Raw genomic sequence first — 23404 nt, 5'->3', positions numbered from 1 at the left:
CGCGGGGCCCCCCCCCCGGCGGGGGCTGGCCCGCAAACCCCCCCCGGGGCGCCCCCCGCCGCTACAGAACCGCGGCCGCCGTGTAGAGCGGGGCATCGCCCCGCTGGGGCTTTGCCGGTAAATCCCCGCCGGGCGCCACGCGGCGCTACAGACCCGCGGCCGCCGTGTAGAGCGGGGCACCGCCCCGCTGGGGCTTCGCCGGTAAATCCCCGCCGGGCGTCGCCCGCCGCTACAGAACCGCCGCCGCCGTGTAGAGCGGGGCACCGCCCCGCTGGGGCTTCGCCGACAAATCCTGACCGGTGCCGCCCGCCGCCACGGAACCGCAGCTGCCTTGCAGAGCGGGGCACCACCCCTGGCTGCGTGGAATCAGCGGTACGGACCGGGCCCGCGCCAGACCAGTTCCCCGCGCCGGTATACGTACATCACCGTGACGACCTGGCGGGCATCGCCGATGGACTGCAGTTCCGGTGCGTCGGGGGCGAGCAGGCGGCACTTGCTGGAGCCGCGCTTGAGCGCGACTTCCGCCGGGCAGACCATCAGGTAGCTGGTGCCGGGCAGGGGGATGGACAGTTCCTTCATGCCCTGCTCCATCCAGGTGCGCAGCCGCGTCTCGGCGAGCAGGTCGTAGATGATCTGGTAGCCGCCCACTTCCATGGCCGGCTCGCCGGCGGCCATGTCGTTGCGGTAGCCGTTGCGGTTGAGCGGCCCGGAGGAGCGTCCGTCGTCGGGCGCGGTTTCCTTGGGCTGCCAGCCCGGCGGACGCCCGGTCCAGGTCTGCGGCCGGCGCTGGACGCTCTCAGGCGGGCTCGTGGCCGAGGCCCGCGCCGACTCGGACGTGGGGGGCTCCTCGCTCCTGTCCTGCTTCTGTTCCGGTTCGGCCGGAGGTTCGATGTACCTGGCCTCTGGCACTGGCTTGCGCGTATCGGCCTGCCGGCGCGCCACCGGCCTGGAAGGCTGCTTGCGGTCATCCACCGGTTTCGGCCCCGGGGGCATGCGGGTGGTAGGTGGGGAGGGCGGCGCTTCGCCGACGAAATCCACCTTGACCCGGCCACCGCCGGCCATTCCCTGCGGCGTGGTCACCACCGGCGGCGTGGAGTGCAGCAGGAGCAGCAGCACCAGCAGGTGCAGCAGCGCGCTCAGGAAGGCGGCCGCCCACGGCTGCAGGCGTTCGTTCCAGGGCCGGCGGATGGAAGGGACGGAAACCGGGTCGCTGCTCATGCCACGTTGCGGGCGGAGGAAGTACTGGCCCTCATGTGGGCGTCATGCCATGCGGCCGATGGGGTCGCCATGGTAACCCCTGTCGTCGGCTGGCAAATGCGCAGGGCTGCAATTGCTCGATGCGGCGCTGGAGAGTCGCCATCGATTCGTAACGCAGGCAACCGTAGCCTGCGCCACGGCGGCGACAGGCTATGATGCGGGCCCCGCCACGGACTCCCAACTGCATGCGCATCCTGCTTGCCCGCCACGGTGAAACGCCGTGGAACGCCGAAGGCCGCTACCAGGGCCAGATCGACATTCCCCTTTCGCCGGTGGGCGAGGCGCAGGCAAGGGCGCTGGGCGAGCGCCTGCAGTCGATCGAGATCGCGCGCGCGGTGGCCTCTCCATTGTCGCGCGCGCAGAGCACCGCGCGTGCCGCGCTGGGCAGCGCCCGCGAGTCGATGCTGCAGACCGATGCGGACCTGCAGGAGATCGCCCATGGCGAATGGGAAGGGCTGCTCGCCAGCGAAATCAACGACCGGGATCCGGCGCGCCTGCGCGCCTGGCGCGAGGAGCCGGATACCGTGCTGATGCCCGGCGGCGAATCGCTGCGGCAGGTGCTGGACCGCAGCTGGCGCGGACTGGCCCGGGCCGCCGAGGGACTGGGCGAGGACGACACGCTGCTGGTGGTCGCGCACGACGCGGTCAACCGCGTGATCCTGTGCAAGGTGCTGGGCCTGCCGATCGGCAAGCTGTGGAGCTTCCGCCAGGCGCCGACCACGCTGAACCTGCTCGAAGGCGCGGACGTCGAACGCCTGGAAGTGGTGCGGCTGAACGACTGCGCGCACCACACCCCGTTTTTCGGCGAGGCCAAGCACCGGGCGCTGTGATGGCACGCCCACGGGCGCGGATGCGCTGGCTGCCCGTCGCGCTGTCGGCGTTGCTGCCAGTGCCGGTGGTCGCGCAGCAGCCGGCCGATGCGTGTCCGCCCTACGCCGCGCAGGAAAACCGCGCACCGTCCTATCCGCCTTCCGAGCTCTGGCGGCTGCTCGGCTACACGATCAACGCGATCATCGAGACCGACGCCTGTGGGCGGGTGTCGGGAGCGCGCGTCGAACAGCTGTCCGGCGTGGCGGCATTGGACGCGGCGGCGCTGGCGGCGGCCCGTGCCTGGACCGTGCCGCCGCAATACCGCGGCCAGCCGCGCTACCGGCTGCCGTTCGCGTTCGAACCGCTGCCCGGGGACATGCCGGCGCAGACTGGAAGGCGGCCACGCGATCCGTTCTTCGAGGAGCGTCGCAGCGGCCGGGCGCCGATGCCGGCACAGGATGCCGACGGCATGCTGCCCGGCTACATCGCCGACCCGTATCCGATCGGTTTCCTGCAGATTCCCGAGGCGATCGCCACGATCGGCCCGCTGGCGCTGGTCCGCCGGTACGACCGGCAGGCGAACTTCTGGCTGCACGACGAAGAGGGCCTGAGCCTGTTCCAGCTGGAAGACGCGATGATGGTGCGCAACCGCCTGGTCAGCGATGGCCGGTATCGCTTCGTGGTCACCAGCGTGCTGTGCGGCAACGACCTGGAAGCCTGCCGCCAGTCGCTGGCGGAACTGCGCGCACGCCGCGGCCGGCAGCGGCCGCAGCCGGTCGCCGGTGTCTCCACGCAGGAGCCGTAGGCCGCTTCTTGCTGCCCTGGGTCCCGTGCGGGTTCAGCCGCTCCTCGCCGCGAGCCGCCTCGCTAGAAGCGGCTTCAGTCGCGAAGAGGCATTGGCCGGAAAGCCTCGGCGCGACCGAAGCCGCTCCCGCGCGTGCCGCCGACGGGCAGCGCGCAGGTCCGGGGGTACGGGCGCCGCATCCGCCGGCGGTATCATGGCCGGCCTTGCCGCCGACCCGCGCGGCACTTGAAGCCCCCTGGAATCCCGCATGTCCTCCGCACGTCCCGCCACGCTCGAACAGTGGCTCGCCCATATCGACCGCCAGCATCCGCAGCCCATCGCGATGGGCCTGGAGCGCGTGCGCGAGGTGGCCGCGCGCATGGGCCTGGAGCGTCCGGCGCAGCGCTGCATCGTGGTCGGCGGCACCAACGGCAAGGGCTCGACGGTGGCCTTCGTCGAGGCCATCGCCCGCGCCGCCGGCTGGACGGTGGGCGCCTACACCTCGCCGCACCTGCTGGCCTACAACGAGCGTGTGCGCATCGACGGTGCGGATGTCGACGACGCCACGCTGGTGGCCGGCTTCAACGCCGTCGAGGATGCCCGCGGCGACACCGCGCTGACCTATTTCGAATACGGTACGCTGTGCGCGCTGTGGGTGTTCGCGCGCGCCGGCCTCGACCTGGCCGTGCTGGAAGTTGGGCTGGGCGGGCGCCTGGACGCGGTCAACATCGTCGATGCCGACGTATCGGTCATCACCACCGTGGACATCGACCACGCCGACTGGCTGGGCAGCGAACGCGAGGCCATCGGCGCGGAGAAGGCCGGCATCATCCGCGGCTGGAAGCCGGTGATCCTGGGCGAGATCGATCCGCCGTCCAGCGTGCTGCGCCGCGCCTACGTGCTGGGCGCCAACGCGATCCGTTTCGGCAGCGATTTCTTCGCCGAAGCCATCGATGCCGACACCTGGCGCTGGCGCGACGTGTCCTTCCGCATCGAACTGCCGCAGCCGGCGCTGTGGGCGCCGGTGCAGCGGGCGAACGCGGCCGCCGCCATCGCCGCGCTGCGCGCGCTGGACCGCCCGGTGCCGCGTACGGCATGGGCGCAGGGCGTGGCCGCGGCGCAGATCGCCGGGCGCCTGCAGCGGTTCGAGCGCGACGGAGTGGAGGTGCTGGTCGATGTCGGTCATAACCCCCAGGCCGCCGCCGCCCTCGGCGCCGCGCTGCAGGCACGTCCCGCCGCCGGGCGCACCCTGGCGGTGTACGCGGCATTGGCGGACAAGGATGCGCCCGGCGTGGTCGCGGCCCTGCAGGCGCGCATCGACCGCTGGTACCTGGCCGGGCTGGAAGGCGCGCGCGGGCAAAGCGCCACGCAACTGCGCGGGCGGCTGGCCGGCACCGCCGCCGCTGGCGCCGCCACCTGCGCGGATGTCGAGCAGGCGCTGGCCGCCGCGCTGGAGCATGCCCGCCGCGGCGATCGCGTACTGGTGTTCGGTTCCTTCCATACCGTGGCCGAGGTGCTGCCGCTGCTGCGGCGGTGACCGGAAGGCCGCAGCGGCGCGCCGGCGACGCTCCTTCCCGTTCAGCTGCTGCGGCGTCGTCCTGCGATGGCGCCGCATATAATCGCCGGACATTCCGCCCTGCCGCCCATACGCCTTGCCGTGGATACTCCCCTGAAACAGCGATTGATTGGCGCCATCGTCCTGGTGGCCCTGGCCGTGATCTTCCTGCCCATGCTGGTCAAGGGGCCGGCGCCGGACAGCGGTGTGCAGGACGTGCCGCTGCGCGCGCCCGACGCACCTGCCGATGGCCAGTTCGAAACCCGCGAGCTGCCGCTGGTCGCGCCCAACGCGCCGGCCTCGGGCAGCGCCACCGGCATGCCGGCTGCACAGCCCGTGGCCGAAGCCGCGTCCCCGGCAGCGGAAACAGGTGCGTTGCCGCCGACCGCGGCCGCCGGCAACTACGTGGTGAATTTCGGTGCCTACGCGACCGAGGCCGATGCCGACGCGGTGATCGCCCATCTGAAGAAGTCGAACCTGCCGGGCTTCCGCCAGCAGGACACCATCAACCGGCGCCCGGCCTGGCGCGTGCGCATCGGTCCCTACGCCGACCGTGCGCAGGCCGAACTGATCCGCCTGGAAGCGGGCAAGGTCCGCAGCGACGTGAACGCGCAGGTGGTGGTGCTCGACGCGGACAAGGAACCCGCCGCGCCGGTCGCCGCCCAGACCGCTCCTGCAACGGCGCCGGCACCCGCAGCGGCGACGCCGGCGGTGCGCAGCGAGCCCCTGCCGCCGGAGCCCGCCAAACCGGTGGCCGCTGCGCCCAGGCCGGAAGCCCAGCCCAAACCCGCCGCGCCGAAGCCGGAAGCCCCCAGGCCCGCCGTGCCCGAGCGCACCACCACCACGGTCTCCACCGCACCGGCTGCGCCGGCGGCCAGCAATGTCGGTTTCGCCGTGCAGCTGGGCGCGTTCGGCCAGCCGGCCGACGCCAATGCGCTGCGCGACAAGGTACGTGCGGCCGGCTTCAGCGCCTTCGTCGAGCAGGTGCGCACCGACAACGGCGTGCTCAACCGCGTCCGCGTCGGGCCGGTGGCCAACCGCGCCGAAGCCGAGCAGCTCAAGGCGCAGGTCGCGGCGAAGGTCGGCATCGCCGGCATGGTCCGGCCGCATCCCTGATGCGCTCCCGCGCCTGATGCCCCGGCAGCGTCGCCCGTGATCGATCTGCTGCTGCTGGGGCTGATCGTCGCATCGGCCCTGTTCGGGCTGATGCGCGGCCTGCTGGCCACCGTGTTCGGCGTGCTCGGCTGGCTGCTGGCCGGCTGGGCCGCGTTCCGCTTCGGCCACGCCGCCACGCTGATGCTGAGCGGCGGCGCCATGCCGACCATGGGCCAGTACGCCGCCGGCCATGCCATCGCCTTCTTCGGCGTGCTGCTGGCAGTTTCGGCGATCGGCATGCTGCTGCGCGGGGTGGTCGACTCCACCCTGCTGCTCAAGGGGCCGGACCGCCTGCTCGGTTTCGGCCTGGGCATCGTCCGCGGCGTGCTGCTGGCCGTGCTGGCGGTGCTGGTGCTGGGCTTCACCCCGGTGGCCGACGGCGAGGAGTGGCGGCGTTCGCAGGTGGCTTCCTGGCTGCGGTCGCCGGCCGACTGGCTGCGCGAGCGCCTGCCGGAACTGCCCGCCGTTACGGAACATCCGCTGTTGGACTTGGGCAAGGCGGTGCTGGCAGGCGATAATGCCGCGCTCAGCGAACATGAAGCGGGCAGCGGACTGCCGCGAGCGATGCCGGAAGGGGCCGAAGACGCCCGGCCGGCCGCGACCGGAGGCAGCCGCCAGGACCCGGCGAAGGCGTGGCCTTCCAACATCGATCCGGCGCAGGTGCGCCCGGATCACCCCGGTCCGGCGCGGACCGGGCCATCGGGCCAGGCACGGCCTCCTTCACGTTAACCGGGCCACGGCCCAGCGGAGATCGCGCAACATGTGTGGCATCGTCGGAATCGTCGGCAACCAGAACGTCGCCGGGCAGCTCTATGACGGCCTGACCGTCCTCCAGCACCGCGGCCAGGATGCGGCCGGCATCGCCACCGCGCACGGCACCCGGCTGCGGGTGGAGAAGGGCAACGGGCTGGTGCGCGACGTGTTCGACGAGCGCCGCATGGAAGTGCTCAAGGGCCGCATCGGCATCGCCCACGTGCGCTACCCGACCGCCGGTTCGGAAGGCACGGACGAGGCGCAGCCGTTCTACGTCAACTCGCCTTACGGCATCGCGCTGGCGCACAACGGCAACCTGATCAACACCGAGGCGCTGCGCCAGCAGGTGTTCGAGGCCGACCGCCGCAACATCAACACCGATTCGGACAGCGAAGTGCTGCTGAACGTGTTCGCCTACGAACTGGACGCGCAGCGCATGCTCACCCCGGAAGCGGCGATCCGCGCCGTGGCCGGCGTGCACCGCCGCTGCAAGGGCGGCTATGCGGTGGTCAGCCTGGTGCTGGGCCTGGGCCTGGTCGCCTTCCGCGACCCGCACGGCATCCGCCCGCTGGTGCTGGGCAAGCGCAGCCATGCCGAAGGCGACGAGTACATCGTGGCCTCCGAATCGGTGGCGCTGGACGTGCTCGGCTTCGAGCGCGTGCGCGATGTCGCCCCGGGCGAGGCGGTGGTGATCACCGAGCGCGGCGAGCTGTTCGCCGAAGTCTGCGCGACCACCACCCAGCAGACGCCGTGCATCTTCGAATACGTGTACTTCGCGCGCCCGGATTCGATGATCGACAACGTTTCCGTGCACAAGGCGCGCATGCGCATGGGCCAGAAGCTGGGCGAGAAGATCCTGCGCCTGAGGCCCGACCACGACATCGACACCATCATCCCGATCCCGGACACCTCGCGCGACGCGGCGCTGGAAATATCCAACGTGCTCGGCGTGAAGTACCGCGAGGGCTTCGTCAAGAACCGCTACGTCGGCCGCACCTTCATCATGCCGGGGCAGGGCGAGCGCGTTAAATCGGTGCGCCGCAAGCTCAACCCGATCCACCTGGAGTTCCGCAACCGCGTGGTGCTGCTGGTGGACGACTCGATCGTGCGTGGCACCACCAGCCAGCAGATCGTGCAGATGGCGCGCGACGCCGGCGCGCGCAAGGTCTACCTGGCCAGCGCGGCTCCGCCGGTGCGCCACCCCAACATCTACGGCATCGACATGCCCGCCGCCGAGGAACTGGTGGCGCACGAGCGCAGCGTCGAGGACATCGAGAAGCACCTGGGCTGCGACTGGCTGGTCTACCAGGACCTGGAAGACCTTGAGGCGGCGGTGCGCGAGGGCAATCCGGAACTGAAGGCGTTCGATTCGTCCTGCTTCGACGGCCACTACGTCACCGGCATCGAACCGGGTTACTTCGAGCGCATCCAGCAGCTGCGTTCGGACGAGGCCAAGAACAAGCGTCGCGCCTGACCTCATCAGCGCTGCAAGCCCTTCTTCCATCGGGGCGGAATCGCAGGGCTTGCGCGCCACCGGCGCGCATGTGATCGAGCGCCCACGCCGCTGGCGTGGACCGCGGCGCGAACGAGGCAGCGAGGTCTGGATGCCGATGACAATGCAACAAGCAGAAAACCTCCTGGAAACCCAATCCTCTTCCGGCGCTGCGCGCCACCTTCCCCAGGAAGGGAAGGGGCAGGCCGCAAACCTGCTCGATGCAGCCCGCATCTGCCTCGCCGAAGCCGACCCGCTCGAAAAAGCCGCCCTCACCCAGCACTACGCCGCACGGTTCCGCGCGGGCAAGCTCAAGCTGCCGGAAAACGTGGTCGATCCAGAACCGATCCGCATGCCCGGCCGTCCCGCGCGGCTGGTGCTGGTGCATCCGCGCGACCTGCCGCGTCGCGGCCTCGGCAGCCCGGAAGGCCGCGCGGCCTTCATCCACGCCATCGCCCATATCGAACTGAACGCCATCGACCTGGCCTGGGATGCGGTGTACCGCTTCCGCGGGCTGCCGGGCAGTTTCCATGCCGACTGGGTGAGCTGCGCCGACGACGAATCGCGCCACTTCCTGCTGTTGCGCGAGCGTCTGCTGGCGCATGGGCACGACTACGCCGATTTCCCGGCGCACAACGGCCTGTGGGAAATGTGCGAGAAAACCGCGCACGACGGGCTGGCGCGCATGGCGCTGGTGCCGCGCGTGCTGGAAGCGCGTGGCCTCGACGTGACACCGGCGATGATCGCCAAGCTGCGTTCGCTTGGCGACGATGCCACCGCCGACGTACTGGAAGTGATCCTGCGCGAGGAAGTGGCGCACGTCGCCGCCGGCTCGCGCTGGTACCGCTGGTACTGCGAGCGCGCCGGCGTCGAACCGCGTGCGCGGTTCAAGGAACTGCTGCGCGAATACGCCGGCGGGTACCTGCACGGCCCCTTCAACCTCGAAGCCCGTCTACTGGCCGGTTTCGACGCCGACGAACTGGCGGATCTGGTCGAACAGGCTGGATGATGAAGCCGGGCAGGGGCGACCTCGCCGCCTGACGCCGCAGATGATCGTGCTGCACGGATCGCATGATGTTTACCCGGTGCGTGCGACGATGGCGGCCATCGTGCCCCACAGCCTTGGAGAACCGCATGCCTCACTTCCGCCTCCTGTTGACGATCCTGCCCATGGCGATGCTTGCCGCATGCAGCCCCGCCGCGCCGGACGCCGATACTCCCGCGCGCGAAGCGGCCGCGGCGCAGGTGGACCCGGGCATGGACACGTTCCCGGCGAACCTGCAGGCGGCGGGCGTCGAGCCGTTCTGGGGCGTGAAGGTGGAAGGCGGGGCGTTGGCCTACACCACGCCGGAAACGATGGATGCGCCGCGCCGGCTGCAGGCCACGCGCAGCATCGACGCCGACGGCCTGCACCTGTCGGGCGAGGAGCGCGGCCAGCCGTTCCGCCTGGACGTGCGCCACGAGCCCTGTTCGGACGGCATGTCCGACACGGCATATCCGTTCAGCGTGTCGTGGCTGCTGGAGGGAAAGACCGCGAAGGGATGCGCGTTCGACCCGGCGTCTCCGCCGCCGCCGCAGTGAGCCTTGGCCAGCCGCGGATGAGCCGGAGAACCGGCCATGCTCCGGCCGCCGATGAACGAAGGGGGAAGCCATGCGGCGATACGAACATGGTTACGGCCGGGCAAGCGCGCGGGTGTCGCTGGCGCTGATCCTGGTCGGCGGGTAGCCATGCTGTCGGGTGTACGTGCGGGAACTGCGTGGCAAGGCGCCCCCGGGCGAAGCCGGGAGCAATCGCCGCATCGCCGTGCCTGAAGCCGAAGCCGCATGGAACGCCACCGTCGCGCTGGTCGTCGTGTAGATCGAGCGTGCCGGGAGGGTGTGGCCGAAGCCAACCGCATCATCGGCGACAGCCTCAAGGGCAACGAAGGGCATCTACGCTACCGCTACATCGACGCGCTCAAGACCCCGCCGGACCAGGCCATCTACCTTCCCGCCGAGGCAGGCCTGCCGATCCTCGAAGTCCAGCGCAAGGCGTTGCCGGCGCAATAAAGCGACTTGCATGCGGGCGCGTCCGGCATGGCGGCGTCGGCTGCCTGCAACAGCCGGCGCCGCCGCAATCGCCGCTCAACTGCCGCCGCTGATCAGCTTGAACTGCGTATCGCTGGCCGTCCGCATGGACGAGTCGGCCTGCATCGCGGCAACGCATTCCCTGCCGGTACGGGCTTCTTCTTTCCGGGAGGCGGGTTTGGGGCTGGTGTCGAGACTGAAGCCGACCGGGATGCGGACCACCGTGCTTATCGCATGGCCATCCACTTCCTCCGGCGTGTAGCGCAGCTGGCTTACCCACTGGCGCAGGGCCGGCTCGAAATAACCGAGCCTCTTCGGATTGGTGTCGCCCTGCGGGTCGGCGGACATCCATCGCGCGGTGCCGTCGGGCAGTACCTCGTACGTCACCATCCATGTCCCCTGGATGCGCGAGCGGACCGCGTCGACGGGATAGCGGGGTGGTGGCGTCAGGCCGGCGGCGTTCTGGCTGTTCACGGGACCGCCATAGACGTAGCCCAGCGCCAGATTCAATTGGCCGGCCGCGCCCTCGACGGCACAGGCATCGAGCATCAGGTGGGTGACACCACTCCTTGCCTGGCCGCCGACGGTGGCGGGCTCGAAGCGCCATTCCTTGATCTGCGCGCCGATGGCCTGGCGGATTGCCGAGGGAAGCTGTTCCGGCGTTTCAACCTGCTGCGGAACGCCCTGTTCGTCCAGCCAGACCGTCGCCTTGGTCTTGAACGGGACCGGCTGGTCCGCATTGCCGGCCTGCGCGGCTTCCATTCCGGTAGCGGCAACCGCCGCCAACATCGTGCAGATCCAGACTGCCGCTCGTGCCATGTCCACCCTCCCGACCAGATTGGTCCGTCGATGGTAGCGCTTTGCCGTCGTGGCTTGGGCCTATGGCACCAAGGCCTGCAGCTGATAGCCATCGGCATCCACCCGCAGCACCGATCCCTGTTCGTACCAGTCGCCGAGCACGATGCGGGTGCAGCTGGCGTCGCCGACCTGCACGCGGTGCACGGCGGGGCGGTGGGTGTGGCCGTGGATCATCGTGTCCACGCCATAGCGGCGGAACGTGGCGACGACTTCGGCCGGGGCCACGTCGGTGACGGTCTCGAACCTGGCGCGGTCGCCTTCCTTCATCTCCGACTGGTGCGCCTGGCTGGCCGCGCGCGCCTTCTGTGCGAAGGCGATGCGCGCTTCCAGCGGCTGCGCCAGGAACTGGGCGATGAAGGCCGGGTCGCGGGTCTGCGCGCGGAACGCCTGGTAGGCGGTGTCGTCGGTGCACAGCAGGTCGCCGTGCTGCAGCAGCACCGGCTTGCCGTACAGCGGAATCACGCAGGGGTCGGGCAGGATGCGCATGCCGGCGCGGCGGGCATAGTCCTCGCCGACCAGGAAGTCGCGGTTGCCGCGGATGAAAAATACCGGCACGCCGGCGTCGGCCAGTTCGCGCAGCGCGGCGGCGACCGCATCGGCGGCGGCGGAGGGCGTGTCGTCGCCGATCCAGGCCTCGAACAGGTCGCCGAGGATGTACAGCGCCTCGGCCTGCCGTGCCTGCCCGCGCAGGAAATCCAGGAACAGTTCGGTGATGGCCGGACGGCTGGGGTCCAGATGCAGATCGGAGATGAACAGCGTGGTCATGGCGGCCATTGTAGGGGCAATACCGCGACCCCATCGGCGGTGCCGGTCAACTGCGCGAAGACGCGTCATCGCAGTCGCGTCGCCGCTCCGCGGTCTGCGCCGCACTCCGAGGGCGCGCCTGCCATCGGCCATCTCCCCGCCGCTTCCCGACTCGGGGGGCATTCCTCCGGACACATCCGGCAGTGCCGGCCGCTGGCCGGCATCCGCAGGATCGTCGGCAGATGCGCGCTTCTGGCCGGCGGCCGCCCCTCTTCTCAGAACGGCAGCGGCATCAGCTGCAGCGAGGCGGTCCCCAGCAGCAGGGCGATGCCGGTAGCGGCCAGCACGTCGCTGGGATAGTGCAGGCCGAGCACCACGCGCGACAGCGCCACGCCGGCGGTGAACGGCAGCAGCAGCGGCGCCAGCCACGGGTAGTAGGCCAGTGCGACCACGCTGAACGACACGGCGTGCAGGGTGTGGCCGGAGGGGAAGCTGTATTCGTCCAGCGGCGCCACCCAGGCGCGGATGCGCAGGTCGGCGGCGAATGGGCGCGGGCGCCGGGTCCAGCGCTTGAGTGCCTTGTACAGGGTGAGCGCGACCACGCCGGTGGCGGCCATGTGCGCCGATGCGCGCAGGCCGTCCATGCCGTCTGCCAGCACCAGCGCGCCCATCAGCAGGTACCAGAACACGCCGTCGCCGAGGCGGCTGACGACCGCGAACAGGGTGCGGATGCGGCGACGGCGGCAGTAGTGGTTCGCCCGCCGGCACCAGCGGGTTTCGCGGGCGAGCAGGCCGTCAGGCGGCAGCAAGGGCATGGGCACGTCTCCGTTGCGACAGTTCGTGCAGCAGTGCCTCGAATTCGGCGACCACGTGGTCCGGGTGCAGCCGCTGCATCGCCAGGCTGGCATTAGCTCCGAGCGGCGTGCGCAGGGTGTCGTCGCCGGCCAGGCGCAGCGCCGCGTCGATGAAATTCTCGTCGTTGTCCACGGCCACGCCGCTGTACCCGCTCTGCAGATGTTCACGTGCGGCGCCGTAGTCGAAGGCGACCGTGGCCACGCCGCTGGCCATGGCTTCCAGGGTGACGTTGCCGAAGGTCTCGCTGCGGCTCGGGAACAGGAACAGGTCGCCGCTGGCGAAATGGCGCGCCAGTTCCCGTCCGCGCTGGATGCCGCAGAAGACGAAGTCGGGATTCTCCTGCGCGATGCGCCCGCGCAGCGGTCCGTCGCCGACCCAGACGAAGCGTGCGTCCGGGCGCTGCTGCTGGATCCGGCGGAACGCCTGTATCGCCAGGCCCAGATTCTTTTCCGCGGCGATGCGGCCGACATGGATCACCGCCAACCCGCGCGCTTCCAGCCCCCATGCCCGGCGCAGCTCTTCATCGCGTTGCCGCGGGGTGAACTGCGAGGCATCCACCGCGCGCGCCAGCAGGCGCGGGTGCTGGAAGCCATTGCCTTCCAGGAAGCCCTGCAGTTCGCGGGTGGGCACCAGCGTGGCATCGCCCTGGTTGTGGAAGCGGCGCATCCAGCGCAGAGCGACGGGCTGCAGCCAGGCCGCGCCGTAATCGGGCAGGTAGGTGTCGAAGCGGGTATGCAGGCCGGTGGCGACCGGGATGCCGAGCCGGCGCGCGGCGCGCAGCGCCGACCAGCCCAGCGGGCCTTCGGTGGCGATGTAGACCGCGTCGGGACGCTGCCGGCGCCAGTGCCGCGCCAGTCGGTAGGGCAGCGGAAGCCCGAAACGCAGGCCGGGATAGCGCGGCAGCGCCACGCCTTGCACCAGCAGCTCATGCGCTTGGGCGGCGTCCTGCGGCTGGCGGGGACGCACCACGTCCACGTCGTTGCCGCGGGCGCGCAGGCCGCGCTCCAAGCTCTGCACGGTCAGGGCAACGCCGTTGACCTCCGGCGGATAGGTCTCGGTGACGATGGCATAGCGCATGGCGGCCTCCCTTTTGGCGCAAAGAGTGGCGGCGGGCTGTGGCAGGTGGGTGTCAGCGGGATGCCAGGCGTATGACAGCGCCTGGGGCCCGGATGTCAGGCGACGAACGGCCGAAAAACGATGCCCAGACTGGCCATGCCCTCGTTCTCTCCGACCAGATCGGCGCGCAGCAGCGGGCGGGCATCGATGAAGGTCTTGTCCAGCACCAGCGACAGGGCGTCGCCGTCCACGCTCAGTTCCAGCGTCGGGATCGGGTCGTCCTCGTGCGAGCGGTGCAGCAGCACCGCCAGCCGCAACAGCGCGGCGGTACGCCGGGCCGGCAGCAGCAGGCGGTCGGGTAGGGCGTCGAAGGCGGTTTTGGGCACGCCGCGGCGATGGGTACGGATCAATGCGGCCAGCATCTGCTGTTCCTGGCGCGAGAAGCCGGCGATGTCCGAGTGCTCGATCACGTAGCTGCCATGGGTGTGGTAGCCGCTGTGGGCGATCATCAGCCCCAGCTCGTGCAGGCGCGCGGCCCAGCCCAGCATGCGTGCGTCGTCCGAATCCAGCTTCCAGCTGTCGGCGACCTGCTCGAACAGGCGCTGGGCGGTGGCTTCCACGCGCAGCGCCTGGGCGGCGTCGATGTCGTAGCGCCGGGTCAGCGCGGCCACCGATTCGTCGCGGGGGTCGTTGTCGCTGGCGCGGCCCATGATGTCGTAGAGGATGCCCTCGCGCATCGCCGCCTTGCTGACCAGCAGTTTCTGCAGGCCCAGCGACTGGAAGGCGGCCTCGAGCACCAGCACGCCGCCGGCGATGATCGGCCGGCGTTCGCTGGCCAGGGTCGGCAGGTTGATGTCGTCGATGTGCTTGGCGCGCAGCAGTTCATCACGCAGCAGCGGCAGCGCCTGGGCGGTGATCGCGCCCTTGCTCAGCTTCATCGCCGCGCAGATCTCGCTGATCGCCTTGTGGGTGCCGGACGAGCCCAGCGCCTCGTCCCATCCCAGCGCCCGGTACTTGGCGGCGAACGGCTGGAACTCGGCGCCGATCTCGGTCAGCGCGTCCTTCCAGCGTTTCTTGCTCAGCTTGCCGCCGGGGAAGAAGCGGCGGGTACTGGCAATGCAGCCGGCCTGCAGGCTCTCGCGTTCCAGCGGCTGCATGCCGCTGCCGATGATGAATTCGGTGGAGCCGCCGCCGATGTCGATCACCAGCCGGCGCTGGCCCGGCTTGGGCGGCTGCGCATGGGCGACGCCCAGGTAGATCAGGCGCGCTTCCTCGCGGCCGTTGACCACCTCGATGGCGTGGCCCAGCGCGGTTTCGGCCGGCATCAGGAACGACAGCGGCGAGCGCAGCTGGCGCACGGTGTTGGTGGCCAGCGCGCGCACGCGGTACGGCGGGATGTTGCGGATGCGCTGGCCGAAGCGGGCCAGGCATTCGAGCGCGCGCTGCCGGGCTTCGGCCGACAGCCCGCCCTTGCCGTCGAGCCCGTCGGCCATGCGCACGGTCTCGCGCAGGCGGTCGACCACCCGCAGCTGGCCGAGCAGGTAGCGGGCGATGACCATGTGGAAGCTGTTGGAGCCCAGGTCGATGGCGGCCAGCAGGTCGCCGTCCTGCAGGGGGGGGGAGGTCTGGGAGGACTGGGGCATGGCGGAATGGTAGTGGATGGTCGGGGGCGCGTGTCACCCCGCGCGCGATGCGGACGGCGCCTTGCGTAGGAGCGGCTTCAGCCGCGAAGGGGACTTCCCACCGATGTTTCCGCCCGCAACGCCGGTTTGGATGGCCGGGAAAGCCTGTTCGCGGCTGAAGCCGCTCCTACGCCGGGGCCGCAGGCGTCCTACAGCGCTTCGAGCAGCGCCTGCTGCGCCGAATGCGGCGGCTGCCCGGGCTGCGGCGAGCACTTGCGGTAGCGTCCGTCGGCCTGCAGCTCCCAGGCGTTGAGGTTGTCGTCCAGGTAGTTCTGCAGCACCTCGCGGTAGATGCGCCGGGCCAGATCGCTGTCCAGGATCGGGAAGCAGGTCTCCACGCGCCGCAGCAGGTTGCGCTCCAGCCAGTCGGCGCTGGCGCAGAACAGTTCCGGCGCGCCGTTGTTGCCGAACCAGTAGACGCGGCTGTGCTCCAGGAAGCGGCCGACGATCGAACGCACGCGGATGTTGTCCGATACCCCTTCCACGCCTGGGCGCAGGGTGCAGGTGCCACGCACGATCAGGTCGATCTGCACGCCGGCCTGCGAGGCGGCATACAGCGCGCGGATCACCTGCGGCTCGTTGAGCGCGTTCATCTTGGCGATGATGCGCCCCGGCTTGCCGTCCAGGGCCAGCCGGGTCTCGCGCTCGATCCGCTGCAGCAGGCCGGCATGCAGGGTGAAGGGCGACTGCAGCAGGCACTCCAGCTTCATCTTCGAGGCCAGCCCGGACAGCTGCTGGAACAACTGGTGCACGTCGTTGCCGATGTCCGGATCGGCGGTGATCAGGCTCAGGTCGGTGTAGGCGCGCGCGGTACCGCTGTGGTAGTTGCCGGTGCCCAGGTGCACGTAGCGGCGCAGCTTGCGGCCTTCGCGGCGCACGATCAGCAGCATCTTGGCGTGGGTCTTGTAGCCGACCACGCCGTAGACCACCTGCACGCCGGCATCCTGCAGGCGATCGGCGAGGCCGAGGTTGGCCTCCTCGTCGAAGCGCGCGCGCAGCTCCACCACCACGGTCACGTCCTTGCCGTTGCGCGCGGCCTGGATCAGCGCCTCGACGATCCCCGAATCCTTGCCGGTGCGGTACAGCGTCTGCTTGATCGCCAGCACGTTCGGGTCCACCGCCGCTTCGCGGATCAGCTCCAGCACGGTGCTGAACGAATCGAACGGGTGGTGCAGCAGCACGTCGTCGCGCGCCACCATCTCGAAGATGCCTTCCGGCGCCTTGAGCACGCGCGGCGTCATCGCCGGGTACTTCAGGTCCGGCCGCTGCACCAGGTCGTAGACCTGGATCACGCGGTTGAGGTTGACCGAGCCGTCGATGCGGTAGGCCGCGTTCTCGGACAGGCCGAAGTTCTGCAGCAGGGTCTGCACGATCGGGCGCGGGCAGTCGTGGGCGATCTCCAGCCGCACCGCCGGCCGGTAGCCGCGGTCGACCAGTTCGTCGCGCAGCGCCAGCGCCAGGTTCTCTACTTCTTCCTCGTCCACCACCAGCTCGGAGTTGCGGGTGACGCGGAACTGGTAGGCGCCGCGCACGTCCATGCCGGGGAACAGTTCGTTGACGAAGGTGGACAGCACCGCCGAGAGCAGCACGAAGTCCTGCGTGCCGCCCAGCGATCTGGGCAGCTGGATGATGCGTGGCAGCGAGCGCGGCGCGCGCACCAGCGCCAGGTGGCCGGCGCGGCCGAAGGCGTCGGTGCCCTTGAGCACGACGACGATGTTCAGCGACTTGTTGAGGATCTTCGGGAACGGATGCGACGGATCCAGCCCCAGCGGCGAGAGCACCGGCATGATCTCGTTGCGGAAATAGGCGCGCAGCCAGCGGCGCTGGCGCGCGGTCCAGGTCGAGGGCGAGAGGATGCCGATGCCCGCTTCCTGCAGGGCCGGGCGCAGCACCTCGTTCCAGCAGCGGTATTGCTGCTCTACCAGTTCGGCGGCGCGGTCGTGGATGGCGGTCAGGATTTCCTGCGGGCTCAATCCGTCCGGCGCCGGCGGCAGTCCGAATTCCTGTGCGTGGCGCACCGCCGCTGCGCGGATCTCGAAGAATTCGTCCAGGTTGGTGCAGGAAATGCACAGGAAGCGCAGCCGCTCCAGCAGCGGCACCTGCTCGTCCGTCGCCTGCGCCAGCACGCGGAAATTGAAGTCCAGCTGCGACAGCTCGCGGTTGATGTACAGCGCTGGCTCGCGCAGCGGATCGTTGCCGGAGACCACGGGTGCGGGGGGCGGGGTGGGAGCGTTCATGCCGGGAAGTCTTCCGTGGACGGGGGCGAGGGGAGGGCGCTGCGCGGGCGCACGTGTTCGGCATCGAAATGGCAGGCGAAGGTGCTGCCCTGGCCGACTTCGCTGCGGATTTCCAGCCGCGCCTGGTGCAGGCCGAGGATGTGCTTGACGATGGACAGGCCCAGGCCGGTGCCGCCGCTCTCGCGCGAACGGCTGCTGGACACGCGGTAGAAACGTTCGGTCAGGCGCGGCAGGTGGTTGGCGGGAATGCCGTAGCCGGTATCGGTCACCGCCAGCACCGCGCCCTTGCCGTCGCGGGCGAAGGTCAGGGTGATGCGGCCACCGGCCGGGGTGTAGCGCACCGCGTTTGTGACCAGGTTGGAGAACGCGCTGTGCAGCTCCTTGTTGGAGCCGGCCAGGTCGACGCCCGCGGTGTCTTCGACGGTGATCGTGTGGCGGCCCTGGCTGTGCGCTTCGGCCTCGCGCCGCAGCGAGGCGAGCATCGAGGTCATCGCCACGGTTTCCAGTTCGGTGTGCTGCTGCGATTCGAGCCGCGACAGGGTGAGCAGGTCTTCCACCAGCTGCGCCATGCGTTGGGACTGCTTGCGCATCTCCGCCAGCATCGGACCGGTATCGGGGAAGTCCTCCGGGTCCATCATGTCCAGGTAGCCGTGCACCACGGTCAGCGGCGTGCGCAGTTCATGCGAGACATTGGCGACGAAATCGCGGCGCACCTGTTCCAGGTGCAGCAGCTTGGTGACGTCGCGCGCCACCAGCAGCCAGTGGTGGTCCGAATACGGGATCAGGCGCAGGTGCAGGCGGATGCCCGGATCGACCGGCGAGTTGGCGTCGAGGATCGGTTCGGCGTTGCGGCCGCCGGCCAGCCAGTGTGCCAGCGGCAGCGGCAGCAGGCGTTCGACCAGCGGTGCGTCCATGTCGGCCGGATGCTGCAGGCCGAGCAACGCGGTGGCCGCTTCGTTGAACCACTGCACGCGCTGGGTGTTGCGGTCCACCACCACCACCGCGTCGGGCAGCGCCGCGGCGGCGGCGCGGTAGCTGCGCAGCATGTCGATCAGGCGCCGCTTGCGCGCGCGCATTTCCTGCTGGTTGCGGTGCAGCAGGCGATCCAGTTCATTCCATACGCCGGTGCCGCTGGCCGTTTCCCAGCGCTGGCGCGCGGTCAGGCGCAGCAGCACCTGGCGCAGCCGCCAGTAGTGCCAGGCCAGGACGCCCAGCGCCGCCAGGGCCACCACCAGCGAAGGGAAGCCTAGCAGGGTGCCGATCAGCAGGGCCGACAACAGCAGCACGGCCACGGTGGCCAGTGTCTTCAACCAGGCGGATCGGAATTGGCGGGGCATTGCGCTCTCGGGTGTTGCGGATGGATCCGTTGGAACTGTGACCGTTTGTTATAGCAGGAAGCACCGGGGCCGGCCGCGACCCCGGAATTCAGGTCGAGGCCGAGAAGCGATAGCCGGCGCCGCGCACGGTCTGCACCATGTTTTCCGCGCCGAACGGTTCCAGCGTCTTGCGCAGGCGGCGGATGTGCACGTCGATGGTGCGTTCTTCCACGTACACGCTGCCGCCCCAGACGTGGTCCAGCAGCTGCGAACGGGTATAGACCCGCTCGGGGTGGGTCATGAAGAAATGCAGCAGGCGGTATTCGGTCGGGCCGATCGAGACCGGCGCATCGCCGGCGAACACGCGGTGCGCGGCGCCGTCGATGCGGATCGGGCCGATCGCCACGCTGCCGTCCTCGTCGTCATCGCGGGTACGGCGCATCACCGCGCGGATGCGCGCCAGCAGTTCGCGCGCCGAGAACGGCTTGACCACGTAGTCGTCCACGCCGGCTTCCAGCCCGCCTACACGGTCGTTCTCCTCGCCGCGGGCGGTGAGCATGATGATCGGCACGTCGCGGGTCAGCGTTTCCTTGCGCCAGCGCCGCGCCAGTTCCAGCCCGCTGGTGCCGGGCAGCATCCAGTCCAGCAGGATCATGTCCGGTACGCGGTCGGCGATGGCGGTCTGCGCCTCCAGCGCGTCGCCGGCATGCACCGGCTCGTATTCGCCCTTGCGCAGGGCGAAGGCGACCATGTCGCGGATCGCCGGTTCGTCATCGACGATGAGGATGCGTTTCTGCACGAGTTGCCTGCCGTAAAGCCCATCAGGACCGGGATGTGCCCAGTAGACTACGGTTTGATGACGGGTTTGTGACAGCGTGGGCGGTGGCGGCTGCTGGCCGGCAACCGCGGGAATGCTCGGCGATGCAGCCTGGCCGGTCCGCCATGGCCCGGGGTGTCCCGGTGCTCCGGCATGCGGCCGTCGGGAGGGTTTGGCCCCGGCCTACCGACGCTGCATGTCCGGGTCGCGCACGCCCAGCCGGCGCATTTCCAGCACGGTGGGCATGATCGCCTCGATCCGCGCATCGACCCGCGAGCGGCTCACGTAGTCCAGGTCCGGCTGCTTGAGCAGCGCCTGGAACTGGAGCAGGGCCTGCTCCGGGCGTCCATTCAGGTAAGCCGCCTCGGCATAGGCCTCGCTGGCGCGGGCGGTGTCGCCGGCCAGTTCGCAGGCGCGGGCGAAGGTGCGCTGGAACACCGGGTCATCGCCGGCGCGGGCCAGCAGCGGGCGCAGCATGGCCTGGGCGCGCTTGCCGGCCTCCACGCCGCCCTGCTCGTTGAGCACCTGCGCATAGGTCAGCGCAACCGGCCGGCTCTGCGGCAGTTTCTGCAGCAGGGCGTCGAAGCGGCGGTTGGCCTCGGCGTGGCGGCCGCTGCGCGACTCGGCCTCGCCCAGGGCCAGGTTCACCCACAGGTTGTCCGGATGCTCGGACTGCAGCTGCTGCAGTTCCTGCAACGCCTGCTGGACCGCGTTGCCGCCGTCGCGCAGCTGGGCGATGGCCACGCCATAGCGCTGCGGGTCGCTCAGGCCGTTCTTCTGGCTGCGGCGCAGGTCCTGGTATTCGCGGACCAGTTCGGACGGAGTGGGGGCGCTGAGCACGCGCAGGCGTTCGCGCGCCCAGTCGAACTGGCCGCTGGGGCCGCTGGGCAGGCCGATCGACGGCAGCGACAGCTGCATCGAGCCGGGCAGCAGCGGGTTGCCGCTGGCCTTGATCGGGTCGGTGCTGGGCTGGGTGGGGTTCACCCGTTCCTGGCGCACGCCGGTGGGCGTGGCCGTGGTCAGCAGTACCGTGTCCTTCTTCATCTGCTCGGCGCGGGACTTGGCCTCGCTGATGCGGGTGACGGTGACCGGGTGGGTGCGCAGGAAATCCGGCGTGGAATAGCCGCCCTCGTTGCCGCGCATCGCCGCCGACATGCGCTCGAAGAAGCCGGCCATCGCATCGACGTCGTAGCCGCTGCGGGCCAGGGTGCGGATGCCGAGCCGGTCGGCCTCCGATTCGTTGGAGCGGGTGAAGTTGATCTGCAGCTGCTGCATCAGGCCCATGCCCGAGGTGATCGCCGCGATGGTGGCGTCGCCGGAGGAGTTGCCGCCGGCCTGCTGCGCGGCGACCACCGCCGCCAGCATGCCCAGCAGGATCGGGATCTGGTCGCGCTGGGCCTTCTCCACGCTGCGCAGCACGTGCTGCTGGGTGACGTGCGAGATTTCGTGCGACAGCACCGCCGCGACCTCGTCCTCGCGCTCGGCGGTCAGCACCAGGCCGGCGTTCATGCCGATATAGCCGCCCAGCGTGGCGAAGGCGTTGATCTGCCGGTCCTTGAGCATGAAGAAGGTGAATTTCTGCTGCGGCTGGGCGCTGTTGGAGCCCAGCCGGGTGCCCATGGCCTGCAGCCAGTCGTCGATCAGCGGGTCGTCGACCAGGTAGCCGTAGTTGCGCAGCTCGCGCAGCATCATGCCGCCGTACTCGGCCTGCCGCGCCGGGGTGAGCAGCTCGCCGGCGGACGAACCGATGTCCGGCAGCTTGCTTTCCTGGGCCCGGGAAAGGGGCGTGGCCAGGGCCAGGGCGACGGCGGTGGCGAGCAGCAGGGTACGCAAGCGTTGGGGCTCCGGTGGGGCTGGGCGGAGGATGACGGGGAAGCGCGGGCGCGGTGTGAAGCACAGGTTAACCCGCAGTGTTCCAGCGGTGACCGATGCGATCCGGCGCGCCGGTACCATATAGGGACATCGTTTCCCGCGTGGAGTTTCCCGTGAGCAGCCAGACACCCGAGATCACCCTGTATTCCACCGCCGTGTGCCCGTACTGCGTGGCGGCCAAGAACTTCCTCAAGAGCAAGGGCCAGACCTGGAACGAGGTGCGCATCGACCTGGACCCGGCCGAGCGCGAAAAGATGATGGCGCGCACCCGCCGCACCAGCGTGCCGCAGATTTTCGTCGGCGACGTCCACGTCGGCGGCTACGACGACATGATGGCGCTGCACCGCGCCGGCAAGCTCGAGCCGCTGCTGGCGGGGCAGGGCGGATGAGCGGCGGCGACAAGGATCGCCTGGCCGAATTCACCGAATTCCGCCAGCGCATGAACCAGCGCATCCTCGCCGAGCCGAACCAGGTCGTGCGGCGCTTCTTCGCGCTGGATACGCAGACCTACCAGGCCGGCGCGCTGGATGTGAAGACCAAGGAGCTGCTGGGGCTGGTGGCCTCGCTGGTACTGCGCTGCGACGACTGCATCAGCTACCACGTGGCCCAGTGCAAGGACGCCGGGGTCAACCGCGAGGAGTTCTTCGAGACCTTCTCGGTGGGGCTGGTGGTCGGCGGTTCCATCGTGATCCCGCACCTGCGGCGCGCGGTGGATTTCCTGGACCAGCTGGAGTCCGGGGCCGTGCAGGCGCCGGCCGGGCACGACCACGGCTGAACCTGCGACCTTGGTCCAGTTGGGGCGGGGCGGGCGGATCGGGCATAATTGACAGTTGAAACTTTTGGATGCGCCTGATCCCGGGCAGCCGGCTGGCGCGCGCTCCCCCACACTGTTCGGAACCCAAATCATGACGCAGACAATCACCGTCATCCGCGGCGATGGCATCGGCCCGGAAATCATGGACGCCACCCTGTTCGTGCTGGACAAGCTCGGTGCCGGGCTGTCCTACGAATTCGCCGACGCCGGCCTGGCCGCGCTGGAAAAGCACGGTGAGCTGATCCCGGCCGGCACGCTGGAATCGATCAAGAAGAACAAGGTCGCCCTGAAGAGCCCGCTGACCACGCCGGTCGGCGGCGGTTTCAGCTCGATCAACGTTGCCCTGCGTCGCCAGTTCGACCTGTATGCCAACGTGCGCCCGGCCATCTCGTTCCCGAACACCAAGTCGCGCTACGAGAACATCAACATGATCACGGTGCGTGAGAATACCGAAGGCGCCTACCTGGCCGAAGGCCAGGAAGTGTCGGCCGACGGCGAGACCGCGTTCTCCGGCACCCGCATCACCCGCAAGGGCTCCGAGCGCATCGTGCGTTACGCCTTCGAGCTGGCCAAGAGCACCGGCCGCAAGAAGGTCACCGCCGTGCACAAGGCCAACATCATCAAGTCGACCTCGGGCCTGTTCCTGGACGTGGCGCGCGAAGTCGCCGCCAGGTACCCGGAAATCGAGTTCCAGGAAATGATCGTCGACAACGCCTGCATGCAGCTGGTGATGCGTCCGGAGCAGTTCGACATCATCGTCACCACCAACCTGTTCGGCGACATCATCTCCGACCTGTGTGCTGGTCTGGTCGGCGGCCTGGGCCTGGCCCCGGGTGCCAACATCGGCGTTGACGTGGCCATCTTCGAAGCCGTACACGGTACCGCACCGGACATTGCCGGCCAGGGCAAGGCCAACCCTGTCGCGCTGCTGCTGGGCGCTGCGCAGATGCTGGACCATGTCGGCCAGCCGGAAAACGCCGAGCGCCTGCGCAAGGCCATTGTTGCCACGATGGAAGCCAAGGATTCGCTGACCGGCGACCTCGGCGGCACCGGCACCACCATGGGCTTCGCCCAGGCCATCGCCAGCCGCCTCTGATCGCAGCTGCGGTAATTGGTGTTGCAGAAAACGGAGCGCGAAAGCGCTCCGTTTTTGTTGATGTGGTGCCGAGCCATGCTCGGCAGGGGCATGGCCGACAATGCACCGGCCCATCGGCATCTTGTAGGGGGGGGGGCGTGACCCCCCAAGCTGGCGGCAATGAAAACGCAGCCCGCGTGGGGTG

The 23404-nt window shown here is 69.8% G+C and carries 22 protein-coding genes; 12 read left to right on the top strand and 10 right to left on the bottom strand.

The window, feature by feature from the left end; genetic code table 11:
* Nucleotides 1-366 precede the first annotated feature (366 nt).
* On the bottom strand, nt 367-1218 hold the full coding sequence (locus QMX80_RS11560) for a type II toxin-antitoxin system RelE/ParE family toxin (protein WP_282277184.1): 852 nt from the start codon (nt 1216-1218) through the stop codon (nt 367-369).
* 224 nt (nt 1219-1442) lie between these two features.
* Here QMX80_RS11560 and QMX80_RS11555 point away from each other — a divergent pair, with 224 nt between their 5' ends.
* The 9 genes from QMX80_RS11555 (at nt 1443) to QMX80_RS11515 (ending at nt 9855) form a co-directional block, all read left to right on the top strand.
* On the top strand, nt 1443-2087 hold the full coding sequence (locus tag QMX80_RS11555; protein WP_055767616.1) for a histidine phosphatase family protein: 645 nt from the start codon (nt 1443-1445) through the stop codon (nt 2085-2087).
* A gap of 20 nt (nt 2088-2107) precedes the next feature.
* On the top strand, nt 2108-2872 hold the full coding sequence (locus tag QMX80_RS11550) for a TonB family protein (protein WP_282277183.1): 765 nt from the start codon (nt 2108-2110) through the stop codon (nt 2870-2872).
* A gap of 247 nt (nt 2873-3119) precedes the next feature.
* On the top strand, nt 3120-4388 hold the full coding sequence (folC, locus tag QMX80_RS11545) for a bifunctional tetrahydrofolate synthase/dihydrofolate synthase (protein WP_055767622.1): 1269 nt from the start codon (nt 3120-3122) through the stop codon (nt 4386-4388).
* A 120-nt stretch (nt 4389-4508) separates the two neighbouring features.
* Nucleotides 4509-5522 (top strand): SPOR domain-containing protein, encoded by a 1014-nt coding sequence (locus QMX80_RS11540; protein WP_282277182.1) that lies wholly within the window; start codon nt 4509-4511, stop codon nt 5520-5522.
* Nucleotides 5523-5558: 36 nt separating this feature from the next.
* Entirely contained in the window at nt 5559-6290 is a 732-nt protein-coding gene (locus tag QMX80_RS11535) for a CvpA family protein (protein ID WP_282277181.1), read from the top strand.
* Between the two features lie 31 nt (nt 6291-6321).
* Nucleotides 6322-7788 (top strand): amidophosphoribosyltransferase, encoded by a 1467-nt coding sequence (gene purF, locus QMX80_RS11530; RefSeq protein ID WP_055767631.1) that lies wholly within the window; start codon nt 6322-6324, stop codon nt 7786-7788.
* 142 nt (nt 7789-7930) lie between these two features.
* Nucleotides 7931-8815 carry a ferritin-like domain-containing protein gene (locus QMX80_RS11525; RefSeq protein ID WP_282277179.1) on the top strand — a complete coding sequence of 295 codons (885 nt, stop codon included), beginning with the start codon at nt 7931-7933 and terminating at the stop codon, nt 8813-8815.
* A gap of 125 nt (nt 8816-8940) precedes the next feature.
* Complete coding sequence (locus QMX80_RS11520; protein WP_282277178.1) at nt 8941-9387, top strand: hypothetical protein; 447 nt, start codon at nt 8941-8943, stop codon at nt 9385-9387.
* A gap of 297 nt (nt 9388-9684) precedes the next feature.
* A complete protein-coding gene (locus tag QMX80_RS11515) occupies nt 9685-9855 on the top strand; it encodes a hypothetical protein (protein WP_282277177.1) in 171 nt (56 codons plus the stop codon).
* A gap of 75 nt (nt 9856-9930) precedes the next feature.
* Here QMX80_RS11515 and QMX80_RS11510 read toward each other — a convergent pair whose 3' ends face one another.
* From QMX80_RS11510 to QMX80_RS11470, 9 genes are all read right to left on the bottom strand, one after another.
* Nucleotides 9931-10692 carry an energy transducer TonB gene (locus QMX80_RS11510; RefSeq protein ID WP_282277175.1) on the bottom strand — a complete coding sequence of 254 codons (762 nt, stop codon included), beginning with the start codon at nt 10690-10692 and terminating at the stop codon, nt 9931-9933.
* Nucleotides 10693-10752: 60 nt separating this feature from the next.
* Nucleotides 10753-11496 carry a UDP-2,3-diacylglucosamine diphosphatase gene (gene lpxH, locus QMX80_RS11505; protein WP_282277174.1) on the bottom strand — a complete coding sequence of 248 codons (744 nt, stop codon included), beginning with the start codon at nt 11494-11496 and terminating at the stop codon, nt 10753-10755.
* Nucleotides 11497-11750: 254 nt separating this feature from the next.
* Nucleotides 11751-12290 (bottom strand): phosphatase PAP2 family protein, encoded by a 540-nt coding sequence (locus QMX80_RS11500; protein WP_055767643.1) that lies wholly within the window; start codon nt 12288-12290, stop codon nt 11751-11753.
* Nucleotides 12271-13407, bottom strand: coding sequence for a glycosyltransferase family 1 protein (locus QMX80_RS11495; RefSeq protein WP_282277173.1), 1137 nt, complete (start codon nt 13405-13407; stop codon nt 12271-12273). The genes QMX80_RS11500 and QMX80_RS11495 overlap by 20 nt, the downstream gene beginning before the upstream one ends.
* 95 nt (nt 13408-13502) lie before the next feature.
* On the bottom strand, nt 13503-15029 hold the full coding sequence (gene ppx, locus QMX80_RS11490; protein ID WP_282277172.1) for an exopolyphosphatase: 1527 nt from the start codon (nt 15027-15029) through the stop codon (nt 13503-13505).
* Nucleotides 15030-15217: 188 nt separating this feature from the next.
* Nucleotides 15218-17305, bottom strand: coding sequence for a polyphosphate kinase 1 (gene ppk1, locus QMX80_RS11485; RefSeq protein WP_282277171.1), 2088 nt, complete (start codon nt 17303-17305; stop codon nt 15218-15220).
* On the bottom strand, nt 17302-18642 hold the full coding sequence (gene phoR / locus QMX80_RS11480; RefSeq protein ID WP_055767656.1) for a phosphate regulon sensor histidine kinase PhoR: 1341 nt from the start codon (nt 18640-18642) through the stop codon (nt 17302-17304). The genes ppk1 and phoR overlap by 4 nt, the downstream gene beginning before the upstream one ends.
* 88 nt (nt 18643-18730) lie before the next feature.
* Nucleotides 18731-19420 carry a phosphate regulon transcriptional regulator PhoB gene (phoB, locus tag QMX80_RS11475; RefSeq protein ID WP_055767659.1) on the bottom strand — a complete coding sequence of 230 codons (690 nt, stop codon included), beginning with the start codon at nt 19418-19420 and terminating at the stop codon, nt 18731-18733.
* Between the two features lie 201 nt (nt 19421-19621).
* Complete coding sequence (locus tag QMX80_RS11470; RefSeq protein WP_273080539.1) at nt 19622-21271, bottom strand: M48 family metalloprotease; 1650 nt, start codon at nt 21269-21271, stop codon at nt 19622-19624.
* A gap of 152 nt (nt 21272-21423) precedes the next feature.
* On the opposite strand from QMX80_RS11470, the gene grxC reads away from it, so the two are divergent.
* The 3 genes from grxC (at nt 21424) to QMX80_RS11455 (ending at nt 23220) form a co-directional block, all read left to right on the top strand.
* Nucleotides 21424-21699, top strand: a complete 276-nt coding sequence (gene grxC, locus QMX80_RS11465) for a glutaredoxin 3 (RefSeq protein ID WP_055767664.1) — start codon at nt 21424-21426, stop codon at nt 21697-21699.
* A complete protein-coding gene (locus QMX80_RS11460; RefSeq protein WP_055767666.1) occupies nt 21696-22085 on the top strand; it encodes a carboxymuconolactone decarboxylase family protein in 390 nt (129 codons plus the stop codon). Before grxC ends, QMX80_RS11460 begins: the two co-directional genes overlap by 4 nt.
* A gap of 130 nt (nt 22086-22215) precedes the next feature.
* Entirely contained in the window at nt 22216-23220 is a 1005-nt protein-coding gene (locus QMX80_RS11455) for an isocitrate dehydrogenase (RefSeq protein WP_282277167.1), read from the top strand.
* Nucleotides 23221-23404: the final 184 nt, after the last annotated feature.

The sequence above is a fragment of the Stenotrophomonas sp. PS02297 genome (genome assembly GCF_029959705.1).
Lineage (GTDB): Bacteria > Pseudomonadota > Gammaproteobacteria > Xanthomonadales > Xanthomonadaceae > Stenotrophomonas > Stenotrophomonas nitritireducens.
Note: the sequence above shows the minus strand (reverse complement) of the source record. Positions and strands in the feature narration are given on the sequence as shown.